The 17,169-nt window shown below is 62.4% G+C and carries 14 protein-coding genes; 10 read left to right on the forward strand and 4 right to left on the reverse strand.

Annotated elements, in window-relative coordinates; translation table 11 throughout:
- Positions 1-76: 76 nt before the first annotated feature.
- On the forward strand, positions 77-1,297 hold the full coding sequence (locus AC1MCA_RS16655) for a pyridoxal phosphate-dependent aminotransferase (protein WP_479799332.1): 1,221 nt from the start codon (positions 77-79) through the stop codon (positions 1,295-1,297).
- A 50-nt stretch (positions 1,298-1,347) separates the two neighbouring features.
- Positions 1,348-2,202 carry a PPK2 family polyphosphate kinase gene (locus AC1MCA_RS16660; RefSeq protein WP_479799335.1) on the forward strand — a complete coding sequence of 285 codons (855 nt, stop codon included), beginning with the start codon at positions 1,348-1,350 and terminating at the stop codon, positions 2,200-2,202.
- A gap of 49 nt (positions 2,203-2,251) precedes the next feature.
- Here AC1MCA_RS16660 and AC1MCA_RS16665 read toward each other — a convergent pair whose 3' ends face one another.
- Positions 2,252-2,470: an exodeoxyribonuclease VII small subunit gene (locus AC1MCA_RS16665; RefSeq protein WP_108597987.1), complete on the reverse strand. Its 219-nt coding sequence runs from the start codon at positions 2,468-2,470 to the stop codon at positions 2,252-2,254.
- Positions 2,463-3,776, reverse strand: a complete 1,314-nt coding sequence (gene xseA, locus AC1MCA_RS16670; protein ID WP_479799338.1) for an exodeoxyribonuclease VII large subunit — start codon at positions 3,774-3,776, stop codon at positions 2,463-2,465. Before xseA ends, AC1MCA_RS16665 begins: the two co-directional genes overlap by 8 nt.
- Positions 3,777-3,977: 201 nt before the next feature.
- Here xseA and AC1MCA_RS16675 point away from each other — a divergent pair, with 201 nt between their 5' ends.
- The gene (locus AC1MCA_RS16675) at positions 3,978-4,829 is read left to right on the forward strand and encodes a hypothetical protein (RefSeq protein ID WP_479799342.1); all 852 of its coding nucleotides are present in this window, start codon (positions 3,978-3,980) and stop codon (positions 4,827-4,829) included.
- 9 nt (positions 4,830-4,838) lie between these two features.
- Positions 4,839-5,918, forward strand: coding sequence for a 4-hydroxy-3-methylbut-2-enyl diphosphate reductase (locus AC1MCA_RS16680; protein WP_108597990.1), 1,080 nt, complete (start codon positions 4,839-4,841; stop codon positions 5,916-5,918).
- A 112-nt stretch (positions 5,919-6,030) separates the two neighbouring features.
- On the opposite strand, the gene AC1MCA_RS16685 is transcribed toward AC1MCA_RS16680, so the two are convergent.
- Entirely contained in the window at positions 6,031-7,263 is a 1,233-nt protein-coding gene (locus AC1MCA_RS16685) for a DNA recombination protein RmuC (RefSeq protein ID WP_479799345.1), read from the reverse strand.
- Between the two features lie 117 nt (positions 7,264-7,380).
- On the opposite strand from AC1MCA_RS16685, the gene ychF reads away from it, so the two are divergent.
- On the forward strand, positions 7,381-8,466 hold the full coding sequence (gene ychF / locus AC1MCA_RS16690; protein ID WP_479799348.1) for a redox-regulated ATPase YchF: 1,086 nt from the start codon (positions 7,381-7,383) through the stop codon (positions 8,464-8,466).
- Positions 8,467-8,566: 100 nt separating this feature from the next.
- Here the strand turns inward: ychF and AC1MCA_RS16695 are convergent, their stop codons facing one another.
- Positions 8,567-9,610 carry an LLM class flavin-dependent oxidoreductase gene (locus tag AC1MCA_RS16695; RefSeq protein WP_479799350.1) on the reverse strand — a complete coding sequence of 348 codons (1,044 nt, stop codon included), beginning with the start codon at positions 9,608-9,610 and terminating at the stop codon, positions 8,567-8,569.
- A gap of 132 nt (positions 9,611-9,742) precedes the next feature.
- On the opposite strand from AC1MCA_RS16695, the gene AC1MCA_RS16700 reads away from it, so the two are divergent.
- The 5 genes from AC1MCA_RS16700 (at position 9,743) to AC1MCA_RS16720 (ending at position 17,159) form a co-directional block, all read left to right on the forward strand.
- Positions 9,743-11,503 (forward strand): ABC transporter family substrate-binding protein, encoded by a 1,761-nt coding sequence (locus AC1MCA_RS16700; RefSeq protein WP_479799354.1) that lies wholly within the window; start codon positions 9,743-9,745, stop codon positions 11,501-11,503.
- Positions 11,504-11,770: 267 nt separating this feature from the next.
- Positions 11,771-13,456, forward strand: coding sequence for a peptide ABC transporter substrate-binding protein (locus tag AC1MCA_RS16705; RefSeq protein WP_479799358.1), 1,686 nt, complete (start codon positions 11,771-11,773; stop codon positions 13,454-13,456).
- Positions 13,457-13,580: 124 nt separating this feature from the next.
- Positions 13,581-14,510 (forward strand): ABC transporter permease, encoded by a 930-nt coding sequence (locus AC1MCA_RS16710; RefSeq protein ID WP_108600467.1) that lies wholly within the window; start codon positions 13,581-13,583, stop codon positions 14,508-14,510.
- Positions 14,500-15,444 (forward strand): ABC transporter permease, encoded by a 945-nt coding sequence (locus tag AC1MCA_RS16715; RefSeq protein WP_108600466.1) that lies wholly within the window; start codon positions 14,500-14,502, stop codon positions 15,442-15,444. The genes AC1MCA_RS16710 and AC1MCA_RS16715 overlap by 11 nt, the downstream gene beginning before the upstream one ends.
- 11 nt (positions 15,445-15,455) lie before the next feature.
- The gene (locus AC1MCA_RS16720; protein WP_479799363.1) at positions 15,456-17,159 is read left to right on the forward strand and encodes a dipeptide ABC transporter ATP-binding protein; all 1,704 of its coding nucleotides are present in this window, start codon (positions 15,456-15,458) and stop codon (positions 17,157-17,159) included.
- Positions 17,160-17,169: the final 10 nt, after the last annotated feature.

The raw sequence follows: 17,169 nt of genomic DNA on the forward strand, positions 1-17,169 counted from the left end.
AGGGGGCGGCAGCCGCCGTCGTTCGTGTGTCTCAGGTCTCAACGGAATTACATCCTTCCTGTGGCATATTTGATGGATGGCAGAATTCAGGCAGTCCACCAAGCTTCACAACGTCCTTTACGACATCCGTGGACCGATTCTTCAGGCCGCCCAGCAGATGGAGGCAGAGGGTCACCGCATCCTCAAACTGAACATCGGAAACCCCGCACCGTTTGGGTTTGAAGCGCCGGACGCCATCCTGGTGGACATGATCCGCCACCTGCCCCATGCCCAGGGCTACAGCGACTCCCGCGGCATTTTCTCGGCGCGCACCGCCGTCTCGCAGTACTACCAGACCCGTGGCATCCAGAACATCCACGTCGACGACATCTACCTTGGCAACGGTGTCAGCGAACTCATCACCATGTCCCTCATGGCACTGCTGAACGACGGCGACGAAGTGCTGATCCCCACCCCCGACTACCCGCTCTGGACCGCGTCAGTGGCACTCGCGAGCGGGAAGCCGGTGCACTATCTCTGTGATGAGGAATCGGGTTGGCAGCCGGACCTTGAAGACCTTGAAGCCAAGATTACGCCCCGGACCAAGGGCATCGTGGTCATTAATCCGAACAACCCCACGGGCGCTGTTTACCCTGAGGACACGCTGCGGAAGATTGTGGCACTGGCCGAGAAACACGGGCTGGTGATCTTTGCCGACGAGATCTACGAAAAGATCCTGTACGAAGACGCCGTGCACATCAACCTGGCCGCCCTGACCGGTGACGACGTCCTCTGCCTCACCTTCAGTGGACTGTCCAAGGCCTACCGGGTCTGCGGTTACCGTGCAGGCTGGATGGCCATTTCCGGGCCAAAAAAGGACGCCGCCGACTACCTTGAGGGCATCAGCCTGCTGGCAAACATGCGCCTGTGCGCCAACGTCCCGGCCCAGCACGCAATCCAGACCGCACTGGGGGGCTACCAGAGCATCAACGATCTCATCCTGCCGGGAGGCCGCCTGCTTGAGCAGCGCAACAAGGCCTACGACATGCTCAACGCCATCCCCGGTGTCAGCACCCAGCAGGCCCGGGGCGCCATGTACCTCTTCCCCAGACTCGATCCCGAGGTCTACCACATCCGCGACGACGAGAAATTCGTCCTGGACCTGCTGCGCGAGCAAAAGATCCTGGTCTCACACGGCCGGGCGTTCAACTGGGTGCGCCCGGACCACTTCCGGATGGTCACCCTGCCCCTCGTCAAGGACCTCGAAGAGGCAATCAACCGCATGGCGGACTTCCTGAGCCGGTACAAAGGGAACTAGCCTAGGTTCCACGTGCCCTTAAGCACGTGGAACCTTGGGAAAGGACCGTCATGGACGGCGTCGTCGAGTTCGAACAGCACCCTTCCGAAACTCTGAGGATCGGAAAGGATTTTTCCCTCGCCGACGCAGATCCCGACGCCACTCCCGGGTACCCGGGCAACAAGGCGGACGGTCAGGCAATACTGGCCGAACTGGACGGCGCGCTGGCGGAACTGCAGGAAAAGCTGTTCGCGGAGTCACGCTTCGGCGGCAAGAAAAGGATGCTCCTGATCCTGCAGGCCATGGACACTGCCGGCAAGGGCGGGATCGTCAATCACGTCATGGCGCCGATGGATCCGCAGGGTGTGCAGTTCAAGGCCTTCAAGGCACCCACCGAGGAGGAAAAATCATATGACTTCCTCTGGCGGATCGAGAAGGAAGTGCCGGCTGCGGGCATGGTGGGCATCTTTGACCGGTCCCATTATGAGGACGTCCTGATCCACAGGGTCCATAACTGGGCAACGCCCGAGGAAATCAAGCGCAGGTATGCGGCCATTAACGAATTCGAGGCGCGCCAGACTGCCGCGGGCACCAAAATCATCAAGGTGATGCTCAATATCAGCAAGGATGAACAGAAATCCCGGCTCCTGGCCCGGCTGGACAACCCTGCCAAGCATTGGAAATACAGCAGTGGAGACCTCAAGGAGCGGGCATTCTGGGGCGACTACGTGAACGCCTACCAGTCCGTCTTCGACGAGACCAACACCGAGCACGCCCCTTGGCATGTGGTCCCGGCCAACAAGAAATGGTACGCCAGGATAGCCGTGCAGCAACTGGTACTCGGAGCGCTGACTGACCTGCGGCTCGAATGGCCCAAGGCCGAGTTCGACGTGCCCATCGAACGCGAGTTGGTCGAAAGGTCCTGAGCTTCCGGAGGTTCCTGGACCTTCCGGAGGGTCCCGGCCGGGAGGCTGGCTAGAGCGGCTGGTCGCGTGCTGCGGCGAGCCGTTTCCGTGCACCCTCAAGCCACTCCTCGCAGCGCTTGGCCAATGCTTCACCCCTCTCCCACAGGGCCAGGGACTCCTCGAGGCTGGCGCCCCCCGCCTCCAGCTTGCCCACCACCTGCACCAGCTGTTCACGGGCTTCCTCGTAGCTCAGCGCTTCGAGGTCTGATGCGGTCTTTGGCTCAGTCATGTGATTCTCCTTCGTGAAGTTTTCCGGTGGAGGCCGCGCCAAAACGGCCCAGGGCCACGCGGACCGTCAACGGTGTGCCTGCCGGGGCCTGTTGGGGGTCGCGGACCACTGAGTGTCCGGCCGGGTCATCAGGCCGGGCCGGCTGGCTGGGGATGAGCTCCACCACGGCGTAGCCCCGGTCAAGGGTCTTTTGCGGTGACAAGGCCCGCACCTGGGCCTGCAGATGCACCAGCTGATCGGCAGCCCGCACCACGGTGGAGCTCACTGCGGCCGATGACCTCCGCAGGAGACGTTCAATTTCCTCCGAGCGCACGGTGACCATGCCCTCCGGTGTGGCAAGGACGGGCCGCGAGTGAAGGGCAGCGAGCCGTTCAGTCTCCCGCTCGACCAGTCTGCTGATGAAACGGCGCAGGTGTTCCCGGGTCTGGCGTACACCGGCCAGTTCCTCGGCAACATCAGGAACAATCCTTTTAGCAGCATCGGTGGGTGTGGACGCGCGAAGATCCGCGACGTCGTCGAGCAAGGGGCGGTCTGCCTCATGCCCAATGGCGCTGACCACCGGGGTAGCAGCCGCGGCCACGGCACGGATCAGTTCCTCGCTGTTGAAGGGCAGCAGGTCCTCGAGGGCACCTCCGCCGCGGGCTATGACGATGACGTCCACATCCGGACGGCCGTCCAGTTCCTTCAGGGCCCGGATGATCTGGGCGACTGCGGTGTTGCCCTGGACCGCGACTTCACGGATTTCAAATTCAACCGCGGGCCAGCGCAGTGCCGCGTTTTGCAGGACATCTTTCTTGGCGTCCGAGTCCCGGCCGGTGATCAGGCCGATGCGGTGGGGGAGAAGGGGCAACGGCTTCTTCCTCGAGTCCGCAAACAGGCCTTCGGCGGACAGTGCCTGGCGCAGCCGCTCGATGCGGGCCAGGAGATCGCCGAGGCCGACGGGCCTGATGTCCCTGACCTGCATGTTGATTCGTCCGGTCTTAATCCAGAACTCCGGCTTGAGCAGGGCGACCACGCGGGAACCACGCTCAAGGGGCAGATTCTGCCGCTCCAGGATTTTGGACCAGACCGAAGCCGGAAGGGAAACCTCGGCGTCGACGTCGCGCAGAGTCAGGTAGGCGTTGGTGCCGCGCCGGTTAAGCTCGATCACCTGGCCCTCGACCCACGCAGCAGGCGCCCGGTCAATGTGCATCTTCAGTTTCTGCGACAGCAGCTGAAGGGGCCAGGGATTGTCCGGGCTCGTCTCTGCGGCGGTGGCAGGCAGGGTGGAGGGGGCCGTACCTGGCAGGGCAGCCTGTTCAGACATGCGCCGGCCCTCGCAACGGTGTGGCTGGTGGCATGGGCGGTCCTCTGTCTGATGCTATGTACGTCTGGGCTTGTATTTCAAAGGTTGAACTTCAGGGCTTGTGTTCAACCTTATCCATAAGCTGTATCACTCCGGACTGACAGTGTCCGCCCACCCGGCCCCTCTAAGATGGCAATGCCGCCCGATGATTAAGGACTTGCTGTGCGTACTGTTGTCTCTGCCGTTGCCGTCATCCTGGGCGTAGTGCTCGCAGCCTTGGCTGTTCCGGCCATCTGGCTGGACCGTCACGTGGTGCAGGAAGACGGCTTCGTGGCACTTGCCGCGCCGCTGGGCAGTGATGATGAGTTCCAGCAACGGCTGGCGGCAGCTGCCATCGGCACCATTGACACAAGTGCCGTCCCGGAGGTTTTTGCCGGCCTCCTCGACCCGGTACTGGAAGCGGCAGCGGAATCCCTGACGGGTCTGCCGGGTTACCCGGCGGCCTGGGAGGAAACCCTCCGCAGAAGCCACCGCCTCAGTTTTGCGGAGCCCGGCACCCTCCCGGCCGAAGTGGATTCCAGCACCGCACTCACCCTGGATGTGGCCCCTCTTGTGGCACTGGGTATGGAGGAGTTGAGCCGGACTTCGGGGCTGCCGTTGGATCCGCCCGGCCAGACGCTGATTAACGTCGGGCAGGCCAACCAGCGCCAGCTCATCGAACAGACCGCCGCCTATGCGCCCCTGGGGTACAGCCTCGCCATCGGTTCCGGAATCGCGTTGGTGCTGGCACTGGTGGCCGCGCGCCGGCGCTGGGTGGTGGTTTTCAGTACCGGAATTGGCGGGCTCCTGATCGCAGGCCTGTGGGCTGCCGGATCCCAGCTCGCCGGGGACACGGTGCTGGCGACAACGAGTGGAAACGAGATCGCTGACATGTTCAAGAACGAATTCGCCGCCGCAGCAACAGCAAGTTTCCGTGCGTGGACTTTTTCGGCAGCGATTGCAGGCGTGGCCCTGGCCGTGGTTGGCATTGTGGTGCGCATCGCTTCTCCGGGACGCAAGGGTTCAACCCGGTAGCATGGTGCCATGACCTCCACCGCTGTGCCCCTTTCGATGCCAACCGTCCCACGCAGGCGGCGTACGCCAGAGGAAGTGTCCGCGGCTGCTCCGGTGACGGGGCCCAAGAAGGTACTCCTGGCGGCCCCCCGTGGCTACTGCGCAGGCGTGGACCGGGCTGTTATCGCAGTGGAAAAGGCTTTGGAGCACTACGGCCCGCCCGTCTATGTGCGGAAGCAGATTGTGCACAACGTCCACGTGGTCAGCTCCCTCGAGGCGCAGGGCGCCATCTTCGTCGATGAAACCGACGAGGTCCCTGAGGGTGCGCTGGTGATCTTTTCCGCCCACGGGGTGTCGCCGGCCGTCGTCCAGTCCGCCGAGGACCGCGGGCTGCGAACCATTGACGCCACATGCCCGCTGGTCACCAAGGTGCATAAAGAAGCCGTGCGCTTCGCCAAGGACGATTTCGACATCCTGCTGATCGGCCACGACGGCCATGAGGAAGTTGAAGGAACAGCGGGCGAAGCCCCCGAACACATCCAGATCATCAATGGTCCCCATGAGGTGGACAAAGTGACCGTCAGGGATCCGGAGAAGGTCATCTGGCTGTCCCAGACCACGCTCAGCGTTGACGAGACCATGGAAACGGTCCGGCTGTTGAAGCAACGTTTCCCCACCCTGCAGGACCCGCCCAGCGACGACATCTGCTACGCCACCACCAACCGCCAGGTGGCCATCAAGAAGATCTCGCCGCAGGCCGAACTGGTGATCGTGGTGGGATCAGCCAACTCCTCGAACTCGGTGCGCCTGGTGGAGGTAGCCCTGGAATACGGGGCCAAGGCTTCCTACCGGGTGGACTTCGCCAATGAGGTGGACGAAGCCTGGTTCGAAGGAGTGGCAACGGTGGGCGTCACGTCCGGGGCCTCAGTTCCGGAAGTTCTGGTCAAGGACGTCCTGCGGTTGCTCGCCGACTACGGCTACGGCTCGGTGGAAGAAGTAGTCACCGCTGAGGAAGACCTCCTCTTCTCGCTGCCCAAGGAGCTCCGGGCCACGCTGAAGGAAGCCGGCGACGTCACCCGTGCTCTGGGCGGCCGCCGCTCCCGCAGCTAGCGGGTCCCGGCTCGGGTTCCCGCAGCTAGGGGGTCCTGGCTCGGCGGATCAGCTGGCGGGTCACACGACCAGCCGCGTACTGACTGGGACCGCCGGTTTGCCGGCTGAGCCGTCATGCCGCGGCGTCATCCTCCTCAACCCCGGGAGAAGCTTCCTGAAGCTCAGGAGCCGCCAGGGATCGTGGCGTGACATCCAGGGCAGCCGGCGTGACCAGTCCGGTTTCGTCCAGGGCGTTGAGCTTGCGGGCCGTTGGCAGGATTCTTGCCTCAAGCGTTCCCACCATCATGTTGTAGCGGTCCACCGAGGACTTCAGCGACGTGCCCAGTTTGCCCACATTCTCGCCCAGGGTTCCCATCCGTTCGTACAGCTGCCGGGCAAGGTCGAACAACTCGCGGGCACTGTCCGTGAGGACATCCTGACGCCAGGTGAAGGCCACTGACTTCAGCACTGCCAGCAGCGTGCTGGGCGAGGCCAGGACAACGTTCCTGGACAGCGCGTGGTCCAAGAGCGTGGCGTCTGCCGTCAGTGCTGCGGCGAGGATGGATTCTGCCGGCAGGAAGCAGATCACCAGCTCAGGGGAGTTGCCGGGGATGTCCCAGTACTTCTTATTGCTGAGCGAATCCACATGGGCCCGGAGCGCCTTGGCGTGGGCGGCCAGAAGGGCTTGCTGGCTCCCGGGGTTCTGGCCTGCCGGGCCCTGCCCCTGCCGTGTACCGAGTTCCTGGGCCTCGAGGTAAGAGGACAGAGGGACCTTGGCATCCACCACCAGCTGTTTGGCACCGGGGAGCTGAACCACAAGGTCGGGACGGAGCGCAGAATCCGTGCCCGCGCTGTGGACCTGCTCAAGGAAGTCCACATGCCGAAGCATTCCGGAGGCTTCAACCACCCGGCGCAGCTGCACCTCACCCCACTGGCCGCGGGCGCTGTTGGAACGGAGAGCTGATTCGAGCGCGTGCGTGCTGCGGATCAGCTGGGCATCCGACAACCGGGCTTCCTGCAACTGCTGCGCCAGCTGACCGTATTGCTCCAGCCGGTCGCGTTCCAGCAGCGCTACCTGCTGCTGCACAGCCGTGAGCTTTTCGGCGACCGGGGCCAGCGCCCTCAGGACACTCCCGTCCTGGTTGCGGGCCTCGCCGAGTTCCCGGTTCTGGAGCGAGAGCAGGCGGCGTTCAGCGTCCGCCGCGGCGAGCTGGGCGCTGACACCGGAGAGCCTCGATGAGACGGCGTCGAAGTCCTCCTCCAGCGCGTGGGTGCGCCTGCGCAGGAAAAAATAGGCGGCGGCGGAGCCGGCGACGGCACCCACCAGCAGCATCAACAGGGCGAGAATCAGGGCTAAAGCATCCATAGCCTCACTGTGGCATGACCCTGTGACATTTTCCGGAACCGACATATTCCAGCGGTGCAGGACCGCTCCGGGACCCGCTGGGGCCAAGGCGACCTGCAACCGGTAGAATCAATGCTCGTGGCTCTTACTATTGGCATCGTCGGACTGCCCAACGTCGGCAAATCAACTCTCTTCAACGCACTGACCCGCAACCAGGTCCTGGCAGCGAACTACCCGTTCGCTACCATCGAACCCAATGTCGGCGTCGTGAACCTGCCGGATCCCCGGCTTAAGCAGCTTGCGGAGATCTTCGGCTCCCAGCGACTGCTGCCCGCGCCGGTGTCCTTCGTGGACATCGCCGGCATCGTGAAGGGTGCTTCCGAGGGCGAAGGCCTGGGCAACAAGTTCCTGGCCAACATCCGTGAGGCCGAAGCCATCGCCCAGGTGGTGCGCGTGTTCGATGACCCCGATGTCATCCACGTGGACGGCAAAGTGGATCCCCGCTCGGACATGGAGACCATCAACACCGAGCTGATCCTGGCCGACCTCCAGACCATCGAAAACGCCATTCCGCGGATCGAAAAAGAAGTCAAGATCAAGAAGCGCGAAGCTGCCGAGCTGGCGGCCATCAAGGCAGCCCAGGCGGTGCTGGAACGCGGCGACACCATCTTCTCCTCGATCACGCGGGACAAGCTGGAGATGGAGCACCTCAAGGAACTCAGCCTCCTGACAGCCAAGCCCTTCATCTATGTCTTCAATGCTGACGAAGGCATTTTGGGCAGCCCGGAGAAGCAGGAGGAGCTGCGTGCGCTGGTTGCCCCGGCAGACGCCATTTTCCTCGACGCCAAGCTTGAGTCCGACCTCGTTGAGCTTGACGAGGAAGAGGCCCGCGAGATGCTGGAAATGAACGGCCAGGATGAATCCGGCCTCGACCAGCTGGCCCGCGTTGGATTCCATACCCTGGGCCTGCAGACCTACCTCACGGCCGGTCCTAAGGAAACACGTGCGTGGACCATTCACCAGGGCGACACAGCCCCCCAGGCGGCCGGTGTGATCCACTCTGACTTCCAGCGGGGCTTCATCAAGGCTGAAGTCGTTTCCTTCGACGACCTCATCGACGCCGGCTCAATGGCGGAAGCCAAGTCCCGCGGCAAGGTCCGCATCGAGGGCAAGGAATACGTGATGGCAGACGGCGACGTGGTGGAGTTCCGCTTCAACGTTTAGTTCATGCTGGAAAATCGCGTCCCGGGACATAGCCGGGGCGCGATTTTTTGGTGCTGAGTCACATCCTGCTGATTGAAGGTGGCTCCGGCCCAGGCGCCGGTTATACCGCCGCCGCCGGTGTCCATCCCAAAGCAGGACCCAGTTTGGTGGCTATGTCCGTGAGAATTTGGACGTAATCCTCATGGTCGAAGCTGAAGGGCAGCGCGAACGCCACTTCGTCCACTTCCTGGAACCCAGCGTGGGCGTACAGCTGTTCGGCAATCTGATCGCTGGTGCCGATGAGGTCGGGGGCGAACAGCATCCCTTTTGGCCCGTGCGGCACCCGCGTACGGGGAGTACGCTCATCGACGAACCGTTGGTACTTTTCCCGCTGTTTCGCTGAAGCCGAATCGGTTGGAATCACCACGAGGCCCTGTGAGACCCTGGCTGGAACGGGAGCCGTAACGGATGCAGCCGCTTCGCGGTAGGCGCGGATCTGTGATTGCTGGATACGGGCAAACTCCGGTTCCTGATCCGCGCCGGCAAAGACCACACTGCTGGACAGCAGGTTGAATCCGTTGACCCCGGCCCAGATGGCCGACTCCTTGCTTGCCGCCCCATACCAAAGACGTTCGCGCAGCCCGGAAGAGTGAGGCTCCACGCGGTTGGAGAATTCCTCAACCACACCCTGCTTGCCGGAAAATTCCCGGACCGGTTCGCCTGCAATTAATCGTGCCAGCCGCTCGACGCGGGCGTAGCTGAAGTCCTCCAGCCCGGCGGAATCCGGGTACAACGCGTGCTTGATCGTGTCGTAGTGCATCGGTTCGCCCACGCTCAGGCCAGGATTGATTCGTCCGCCGGCGAGGAGGTCCACGGTGGCCAGGTCCTCGGCCAGCCGCAACGGGTTTTCCCATCCCACTGGGGTGACGGCGGTTCCCAGCTCAATCCGGGACGTGCGCTGGCTGGCCGCCGCCATGATGGCAATGGGGGAGGAGATGCCGAACTGCAGATGGCGGTGGCGCAGCCAGGCACTGTCGAATCCAAGCCACTCGCCCAGTTCGATGATCTGCAGCGTCGATTCGTGCCCCGCGGCTGGATCCGCAGGATCGAACAGGCCAATAGTAAGGAATCCGAGCTTGCGCAGCGGCCGTGAGGAATCGGGCATGGGCTTCCTTCAGAGGATCGGTGTACAACTATTGCCCCATGGTATGCCGACATTAGCCCACGCCCTGAACCGCTAGAATTCAAGGAAAACAAGGCCGTTCAAGGTCTGACTCGGGACAGGCAAAGGAGACGCATGCCTCTGAGGCGTTTGATTCAAGTCATCACCGGGGCCGTCGCCGCAGCCCTGGTTCTCTCAGGGTGCTCCGGTTCCGGTGGCGCTGCTCCGGTGGTTGTCGGCGAGACGAACCGTGGCGGCAGTGTCACCGTGGCCGAGGTGAATGCATTTACCTCGTTCAATCCCTTCAGTGCCGGTGGAAACACGGATATCAACACCAAGATCGGCCACATCACCCATTCAGGCTTCTACTACGTCGATGACACCGTAAAGGTGGTCCGGAATAAAAAGTTCGGCCGCTACGAGAAGGTTTCCGACAAACCCCTGAAGGTGAAGTACACGGTCAACGAGGGCGTGAAATGGTCCGACGGCGATGCCATCGACGCCGGAGATCTCCTCCTGTCCTGGGCGGCAGGTTCCGGCTACTTCGACGATGCTGACGCCGAAGCGGGGACAGGCACCACCTACTTCTCCGCTGCCGCTGACACGACCGGCCTCGCCGGCACAGTCTTCCCCGAGATCGGCAGTGACGGCCGGTCCATCACACTGGAGTACGCCACCCCCTACGCTGACTGGGAAGTGGCGTTCGACGTCGGACTGCCGGCCCATGTTGTCGCCGCAAAAAGCGGACTGAATGATGAAGCGGACCTCATTGACCTGCTCAAGGAGTCGCCCGGCGGAGATCCTGCCGAGCCGGAAGTCAATGCCCCGCTCAAGCGCGTCAGCGACTTCTGGAACTCCGGCTTCGACACCAAGACCCTGCCGGATGACCCGGCCATGTACCTTTCCAGCGGCCCCTACCTCGTCCGGGACATCGCTGCCGACACCTCCGTCCGGCTGGTGCGGAACAGGGACTACGTGTGGGGCCCGGAGCCATTCCTGGATGAGATCACCGTCCGGTTCACCGGGAGCGCACCCGCTGCCGTCACTGCGCTCAGGAGCGGCCAGGCGGACATCATCGCCCCGCAGCCATCGGCCGGCAACGAAAGCCTCTTCGACGGGCTGAAGAACCAGGGCAACACCGTCCAGGAGTTCAGCCAGGCCGGTTATGACCATCTTGACCTCAAGTTTTCGGGCCCCTTCGCCGACAGGGATGTCCGCCAGGCCTTCCTGAAGACAGTTCCCCGGCAGGTGGTTGTCGACGCTGTCGCCGGGCCCGTTCCCGACGCCAAGCCCCTGGATTCACACGTTTTCCTGCCATCGCACCCCAAGTACCCGGACACCGTGAAGAACAACGGGTCGGCAGAGTATTCCGAGGTTGACATCCAGGGGGCAAAGTCGCAGCTCCGCGGCGCTTCCCCGACCATCCGGATCCTGTACAACCGGGATAACCCGAACCGTGTGCGTGCCTTTTCCCTGATCCGCGACTCCGCCCGCCTGGCCGGTTTCACGGTCGAGGATGCCGGACTCGGAAACTCCGACTGGGCAGCTGCGCTCGGAAGCGGAAACTACGATGCTGCCATTCTCGGCTGGATCAGCACCGGGGTGGGAGTTGGCCGTGTACCGCAAATCTTCAAGACCGGCGGCGGCAGCAACTTCAACGGCTTTTCCGACGACGACGCCGACAAGGTGATGGAGGAACTGGCTGCCACGACTGACCTGGCCAAGCAGGACGAGCTCATGGCGGCCATCGACAAACGTGTCTGGGAAAGCGCCTATGGCCTGCCGCTGTACCAGACCGCCGGGACAGTGGCATTCAGCAGCCGCGTGACCGGGGTCAAGCCCAGCCCCGGCCCTCTGGGCGTCTGGTGGAATGCCTGGGAGTGGCGCCTGAAATAGGCCCTGCACGGGGAGTGGGAGAGCGCCTGGAGCTTCGATTCGCTGCACGTCCTACCAACAAGTAACATGTGACTTGCACAACTTCCGGGTACCGGCTAGTTATTCGCGATTAACTGATTACGGTTTGGCAACGGAGTACCAGTATTTGGACATTGTGCGGCTAGGCTCTTCAAGTATGTATGGTGCGTCACAGTGTGAACCTGTGACTGGCCTGCCGGGGAGCAAAAGATTTCCCCTGAATATCTCCCACAACTCATAGGAGGCGGAATGCGTTTTACGCGCACTTCCAAAGCACTCGGCATGGTGGCAATCGCCGCCCTTGCCCTGACCGGCTGCGGCGCTGGAGGCGGCAGCAATGACGGTGCCAGCCAATCCGCCGGTGATCCCAACAAGGTCATCACCGCGTACAGCAACGAACCCCAGAACCCCTTGCTGCCGGCCAACACCAACGAAGTTTACGGTGGCCGCGTTGTCGAGCTGCTCTTCGAAGGTCTTCGCAGCTACGACGCTGACGGCAAGCCCGTCAACGCCCTGGCAGAGTCCATTGAGTCCTCTGACGCCCAGAACTGGACCATCAAGGTCAAGCAGGGTCAGAAGTTCACCAACGGCGAAGCGATCACCGCTAAGACGTTCGTTGATTCCTGGAACTTCGCTGCCAACTCCAAGAACCTGCAGAACAACGGATTCTTCTTCGAGTCCATTGCGGGCTACGAGGATGTCTCGGCTGTAACCACTGAGAAGTCGGCAGATGGCAAGTCCACCACGACGCCGGCTCCCACCGCCGAAACGATGTCGGGCCTGACCGCTACGGATGACTCCACCCTCACGGTGAAGCTGGCACAGCCTGAAGCTGACTGGTCGCTCCGCCTCGGCTACTCGGCATTCTTCCCGCTGCCTGCAGCGGCCCTGGCTGACCCGAAGACGTTCGGTGAGAACCCGGTGGGCAACGGTCCGTACAAGTTCGAAAAGACCGGCGCCTGGGTACACGACCAGTCCATCTCGCTCGTGAAGAACGCTGATTACAGCGGTCCCCGCGAAGCCAAGAACGGTGGCGTGACCTTCAAGTTCTACACCGATCCGGGCCCCGCATACACGGACCTGCAGGCCAACAACCTGGACGTCTCGGATGTATTGCCCTCCAACGCGCTGAAGACATACGTCACGGACTTCCAGGACCGGAACGCCACCAAGCCGGTTGCCACCAACTCCACCCTGAACATCCCGGGCTACAACCCCAACTTCCAGGGTGAAGCCGGACTCCTGCGCCGCCAGGCACTGTCCTACGCCATCAACCGCGAAGAAATCACCAAGGTGATCTTCAACGGAACCCGCACGCCGGCCAAGGCCTTCGCTCCGCCGGTTATCGACGGCTTCAAGGAAGACATCCCGGGCAGCGAAATCCTCACGTTCGACGCCGCCAAGGCCAAGGAGCTGTGGGCACAGGCTGAAAAGATCCAGCCGTACGACGATTCGAAGCCGCTTCAGATTGCCTCCAACACCGATGGTGGCAACAAGGAATGGATCGACGCCGTAGCCAACGGTTTCAAGAACAACCTCGGCATCCAGTCCGAAATCCAGCCCTTTGCCAAGTTCGCTGAAGTACTGAACCTGCGCAAGTCCCAGTCCCTCCCGGGCCTGTCACGCGCCGGCTGGCAGGGCGACTACCCGTCGCTCTACAACTTCCTCGGACCGGTCTGGGCCACGGGTGCTTCCTCCAACTACGAGAAGTACTCGAACCCCGAGTTCGACAGCCTCCTCAAGGAAGGCCTTGCGGCCAAGTCCACCGAGGAAGCCAACGAGAAGTTCAACGAGGCACAGGAGATCCTCTTCAAGGATCTTCCGGGTCTGCCCCTCTGGGACCAGGCCAAGCCGATCGTCTGGAGCGAGAACGTCATCAAGGCCGAAACCGGCTGGAATGGCGGAGTTCTCTACTACAACATCACGGCCAAGTAGTCTCCACGATCTAACTTGCCGCAGGCGTATGGGGGTCCGGCACTACGCCGGGCCCCCATTGTCCTGTTCGGCAGGAAGGCACCCATGAAATTCCCTTCTTCGCTCCCCGAAGGCCGGTGATCCGGTGGTCCGCTTTATCCTCCGCAGGCTCCTTCAGGCCATCCCCGTCTTCCTCGGCACCACCCTGCTGGTGTACTACATGGTTTTCGCCCTACCGGGTGACCCCATTGCGGCCCTCTTTGGCGACCGCCAACCCCCGCAGGCAGTGATCGACACACTGCGCAGCCAGTACCACCTGGATGAACCCTTCTGGGTCCAGTACGGCCTGTTCCTGCAGAACATTTTCACTTTCAACCTCGGCAACGACTTCACCGGACAGCCGATCGCTGCCTCATTGGCGAGGGTCTTTCCCGTGACCGCGATGCTGGCTCTTGAAGCGTTGCTTATCCAGACCGTATTCGGCGTGGCATTCGGTGTCTTTGCCGGCCTGCGTCGTGGTGGCGTGTTTGATTCCACCGTGCTGGTCGCCTCGCTCGTGGTCATCGCTGTTCCCACGTTCGTCCTTGGCTTTGTTTTCCAGTTGGTCTTCGGAGTCCAGCTGGGCTGGGCCAAACCGACAGTCGGCGCTAACGCCGACTGGGGCAACCTGCTGCTGCCGGCCACCGTGCTGGGCCTTGTGTCGTTTGCCTATGTCCTTCGCCTGACGCGTGCTTCGGTCAGCGAGAGCATGAATGCCGATTACGTGCGGACTGCCACAGCAAAGGGCCTTTCCCGGCCCCGGGTTGTGATGGCACATATCCTGCGCAACTCCCTGATCCCCGTGGTCACCTTCCTGGGCGCAGACCTTGGCGGTCTGATGGGTGGCGCCATTGTCACCGAAGCCATCTTCAACGTGCCAGGGGTGGGCAACAAGCTCTATCAGGCCACCTTGCGGACTGAAGGGCCCACCATTGTCTCCATAGTCAGCGTGCTGGTTCTGGTATTTGTGGTAGCCAACCTGCTCGTTGATCTCCTGTACGCCTGGCTGGACCCAAGGATTCGTTATGACCAGTAAAAACAGCCACTTTGTGGCGCCCATCGACGAAACGCCGCTGCTCGCGACCGACACGCTCAAGACTGAGCAGGCGCCACTGAGCCTGTGGTCCGATGCCTGGCGCAAGCTCCGCCGTCGTCCGCTGTTCATCATTTCGTCGCTGTTGATCCTGGCGTTGATGATCATCGCGCTGTTCCCCGGACTGCTCTCGACGGTGCCGCCCAATGATGACTGCCAGCTCGGCAATTCCGAAGCAGGTCCGGCTCCCGGTCATCCTTTCGGATTCACCTTCCAGGGGTGCGATATCTATTCGAGGGTTGTCCACGGAACACAGGCTTCGCTCTCCGTGGGCCTCCTGTCTGTGATTTGCGTGGTGATCATCGGAGTGACGATTGGCGCGATCGCCGGCTACTACGGTGGCTGGGTTGACTCGGTCCTTGCACGTCTCGGTGATATTTTCTTTGCTTTGCCGTTGGTCCTTGGCGCCCTGGTTATCACCCAGTTGCCGTTTTTCCGTGACAACAAAAGCGTGTGGACGGTGGTGGTGATCATTGCGCTGCTGACGTGGCCCCAAATGGCGCGTATTGCCCGTGGCGCAGTCATCGAGGTCCGAAACGCCGATTTTGTGACTGCCGCCCGAGCTCTGGGTGTATCGAGGGTCGGTGCGCTTCTGCGCCACGTCCTGCCGAATGCACTGGCGCCGATCATTGTTATGGCCACCCTGAACCTGGGCATCTTCATCGTCCTCGAGGCCACCCTGTCATTCCTGGGCATTGGGTTGCCGCAAAGCATCATGTCCTGGGGCAACGATATTGCCGGCGCGCAGTCGTCCATCCGGACAAAGCCGGAGATCATGCTTTACCCTGCTGCAGCTTTGTCCATTACGGTCCTGAGCTTCATCATGTTGGGCGACGCCGTACGTGACGCCCTCGACCCGAAGAGCAGGCAGCGATGAGAGAAAACAACATGACGATTCCCGATGTTCATGTCGAGGAAGCAGGCAATTCAGGAGTCAAACCCCTCCTGGAAATCCGTGACCTCGCCATCACCTTCAAGACCAGCACCGGCGAAGTCCAGGCAGTGCGAAATGCCCACCTGACCATCATGCCTGGTGAGACTGTGGCGATTGTGGGGGAGTCCGGCTCGGGCAAGTCCACTACGGCTTTGGCCGCGATCGGGCTCCTGCCGAACAACGGTGCGGTGTCCGGCGGGCAGATCCTTCTTGATGGCGAGGATATTGCCCACGCCAGCGAAAAGCGGATGATCGAACTCCGCGGCAACACCATCGGCATGGTGCCGCAGGACCCGATGTCCAACCTGAACCCGGTCTGGAAGATTGGCTACCAGGTCAAGGAAACCCTTCGCGCGAACGGCCGGCCCAGTGGCCCGGACGACATCGCCAAGGTCCTTGAGCAGGCCGGACTCCCGGATGCCCACCGGCGCGCAAACCAGTACCCCCATGAGTTCTCCGGCGGTATGCGCCAGCGCGCGCTCATTGCGATCGGGCTCTCGTGCCAGCCACGGCTTCTGATTGCAGACGAGCCGACGTCGGCACTGGACGTGACTGTCCAGCGGCAGATCCTGGATCACCTTGACACCATGACCACTGACCTGGGCACGGCTGTCCTGCTCATCACCCATGACCTGGGCCTGGCAGCGGAGCGTGCTGACAAAGTCGTGGTCATGTACCAAGGACAGGTCGTGGAGTCCGGTCCGTCCCTGGAGTTGCTCCAGAATCCGCGGCACCCGTACACCAAGCGGCTGGTTGAGTCCGCTCCTTCCCTGGCGAGCCGACGGATCCAGGTTGCCAAGGAACTCGGCGTGGAAGCGGCCGACCTCCTTGCGCCCACCGAAGAACCGGCCGCAGATCACGTCCTGAAGATCCAGGACCTGCGGAAGGTCTACAAGCTCCGACAGGGGCTGGGCAAGGCAACCGACTTTGCAGCAGTGGACGGCGTCAGCTTTGACGTCACCAGGGGAACCACTACGGCCATCGTGGGGGAGTCCGGCTCCGGAAAGTCCACCGTGGCCAAGATGGTCCTCCAGCTGGAAAAGCCGACGGAGGGAAAGATCCTGTTCGACGGCGTGGATACGGCTGCACTGAAGCCGGCGGAACTCTTCAAGTTCCGGCGCCGGGTGCAGCCGATCTTCCAGGACCCCTACGGGTCGCTGGACCCCATGTACAACATCTTCAGGACCATCGAAGAGCCCTTGCGGGTCCACAAGATCGGCAACAAAGCGAGCAGGGTGAAGAAGGTCCGCGAACTGCTGGACCAGGTGTCCCTGCCGCAGTCGAGCATGCAGCGGTTCCCGAACGAGCTGTCCGGTGGCCAGCGCCAGCGCGTTGCCATCGCGCGTGCGCTTGCCCTGGACCCGGAAGTGATCATCTGCGACGAAGCCGTGTCGGCCCTTGACGTGCTGGTCCAGGCCCAGGTGCTGAACCTGCTCGCGGACCTGCAGGCCAACCTCGGCCTGACCTACCTGTTCATCACGCACGACCTCGCGGTGGTGCGCCAGATCGCTGACCACGTGTGCGTGATGGAGAAGGGGAAGCTGGTTGAGACCGGCTCCACGGACGACGTCTTTGAATCGCCGCAGCAGGACTACACCAAGGCTCTGCTGAATGCCATCCCGGGGGCGAAGCTGATGCTCCCGCCCGAGGTGGCCTGAGCTTTCGGTT

This window comes from Arthrobacter sp. BK1, from assembly GCF_056680055.1.

Bases quoted from the DNA above. Each gene is read 5' to 3' on its own strand.
- AC1MCA_RS16705 (WP_479799358.1), top strand. From the start codon at position 11,771: ATGCGTTTTACGCGCACTTCCAAAGCACTCGGCATGGTGGCAATCGCC.
- AC1MCA_RS16665 (WP_108597987.1), bottom strand. From the start codon at position 2,470: ATGACTGAGCCAAAGACCGCATCAGACCTCGAAGCGCTGAGCTACGAG.
- AC1MCA_RS16700 (WP_479799354.1), top strand. From the start codon at position 9,743: ATGCCTCTGAGGCGTTTGATTCAAGTCATCACCGGGGCCGTCGCCGCA.
- AC1MCA_RS16660 (WP_479799335.1), top strand. From the start codon at position 1,348: ATGGACGGCGTCGTCGAGTTCGAACAGCACCCTTCCGAAACTCTGAGG.
- AC1MCA_RS16720 (WP_479799363.1), top strand. From the start codon at position 15,456: ATGACGATTCCCGATGTTCATGTCGAGGAAGCAGGCAATTCAGGAGTC.
- AC1MCA_RS16695 (WP_479799350.1), bottom strand. From the start codon at position 9,610: ATGCCCGATTCCTCACGGCCGCTGCGCAAGCTCGGATTCCTTACTATT.
- AC1MCA_RS16715 (WP_108600466.1), top strand. From the start codon at position 14,500: ATGACCAGTAAAAACAGCCACTTTGTGGCGCCCATCGACGAAACGCCG.
- AC1MCA_RS16680 (WP_108597990.1), top strand. From the start codon at position 4,839: ATGACCTCCACCGCTGTGCCCCTTTCGATGCCAACCGTCCCACGCAGG.
- AC1MCA_RS16685 (WP_479799345.1), bottom strand. From the start codon at position 7,263: ATGGATGCTTTAGCCCTGATTCTCGCCCTGTTGATGCTGCTGGTGGGT.
- AC1MCA_RS16655 (WP_479799332.1), top strand. From the start codon at position 77: ATGGCAGAATTCAGGCAGTCCACCAAGCTTCACAACGTCCTTTACGAC.
- xseA (WP_479799338.1), bottom strand. From the start codon at position 3,776: ATGTCTGAACAGGCTGCCCTGCCAGGTACGGCCCCCTCCACCCTGCCT.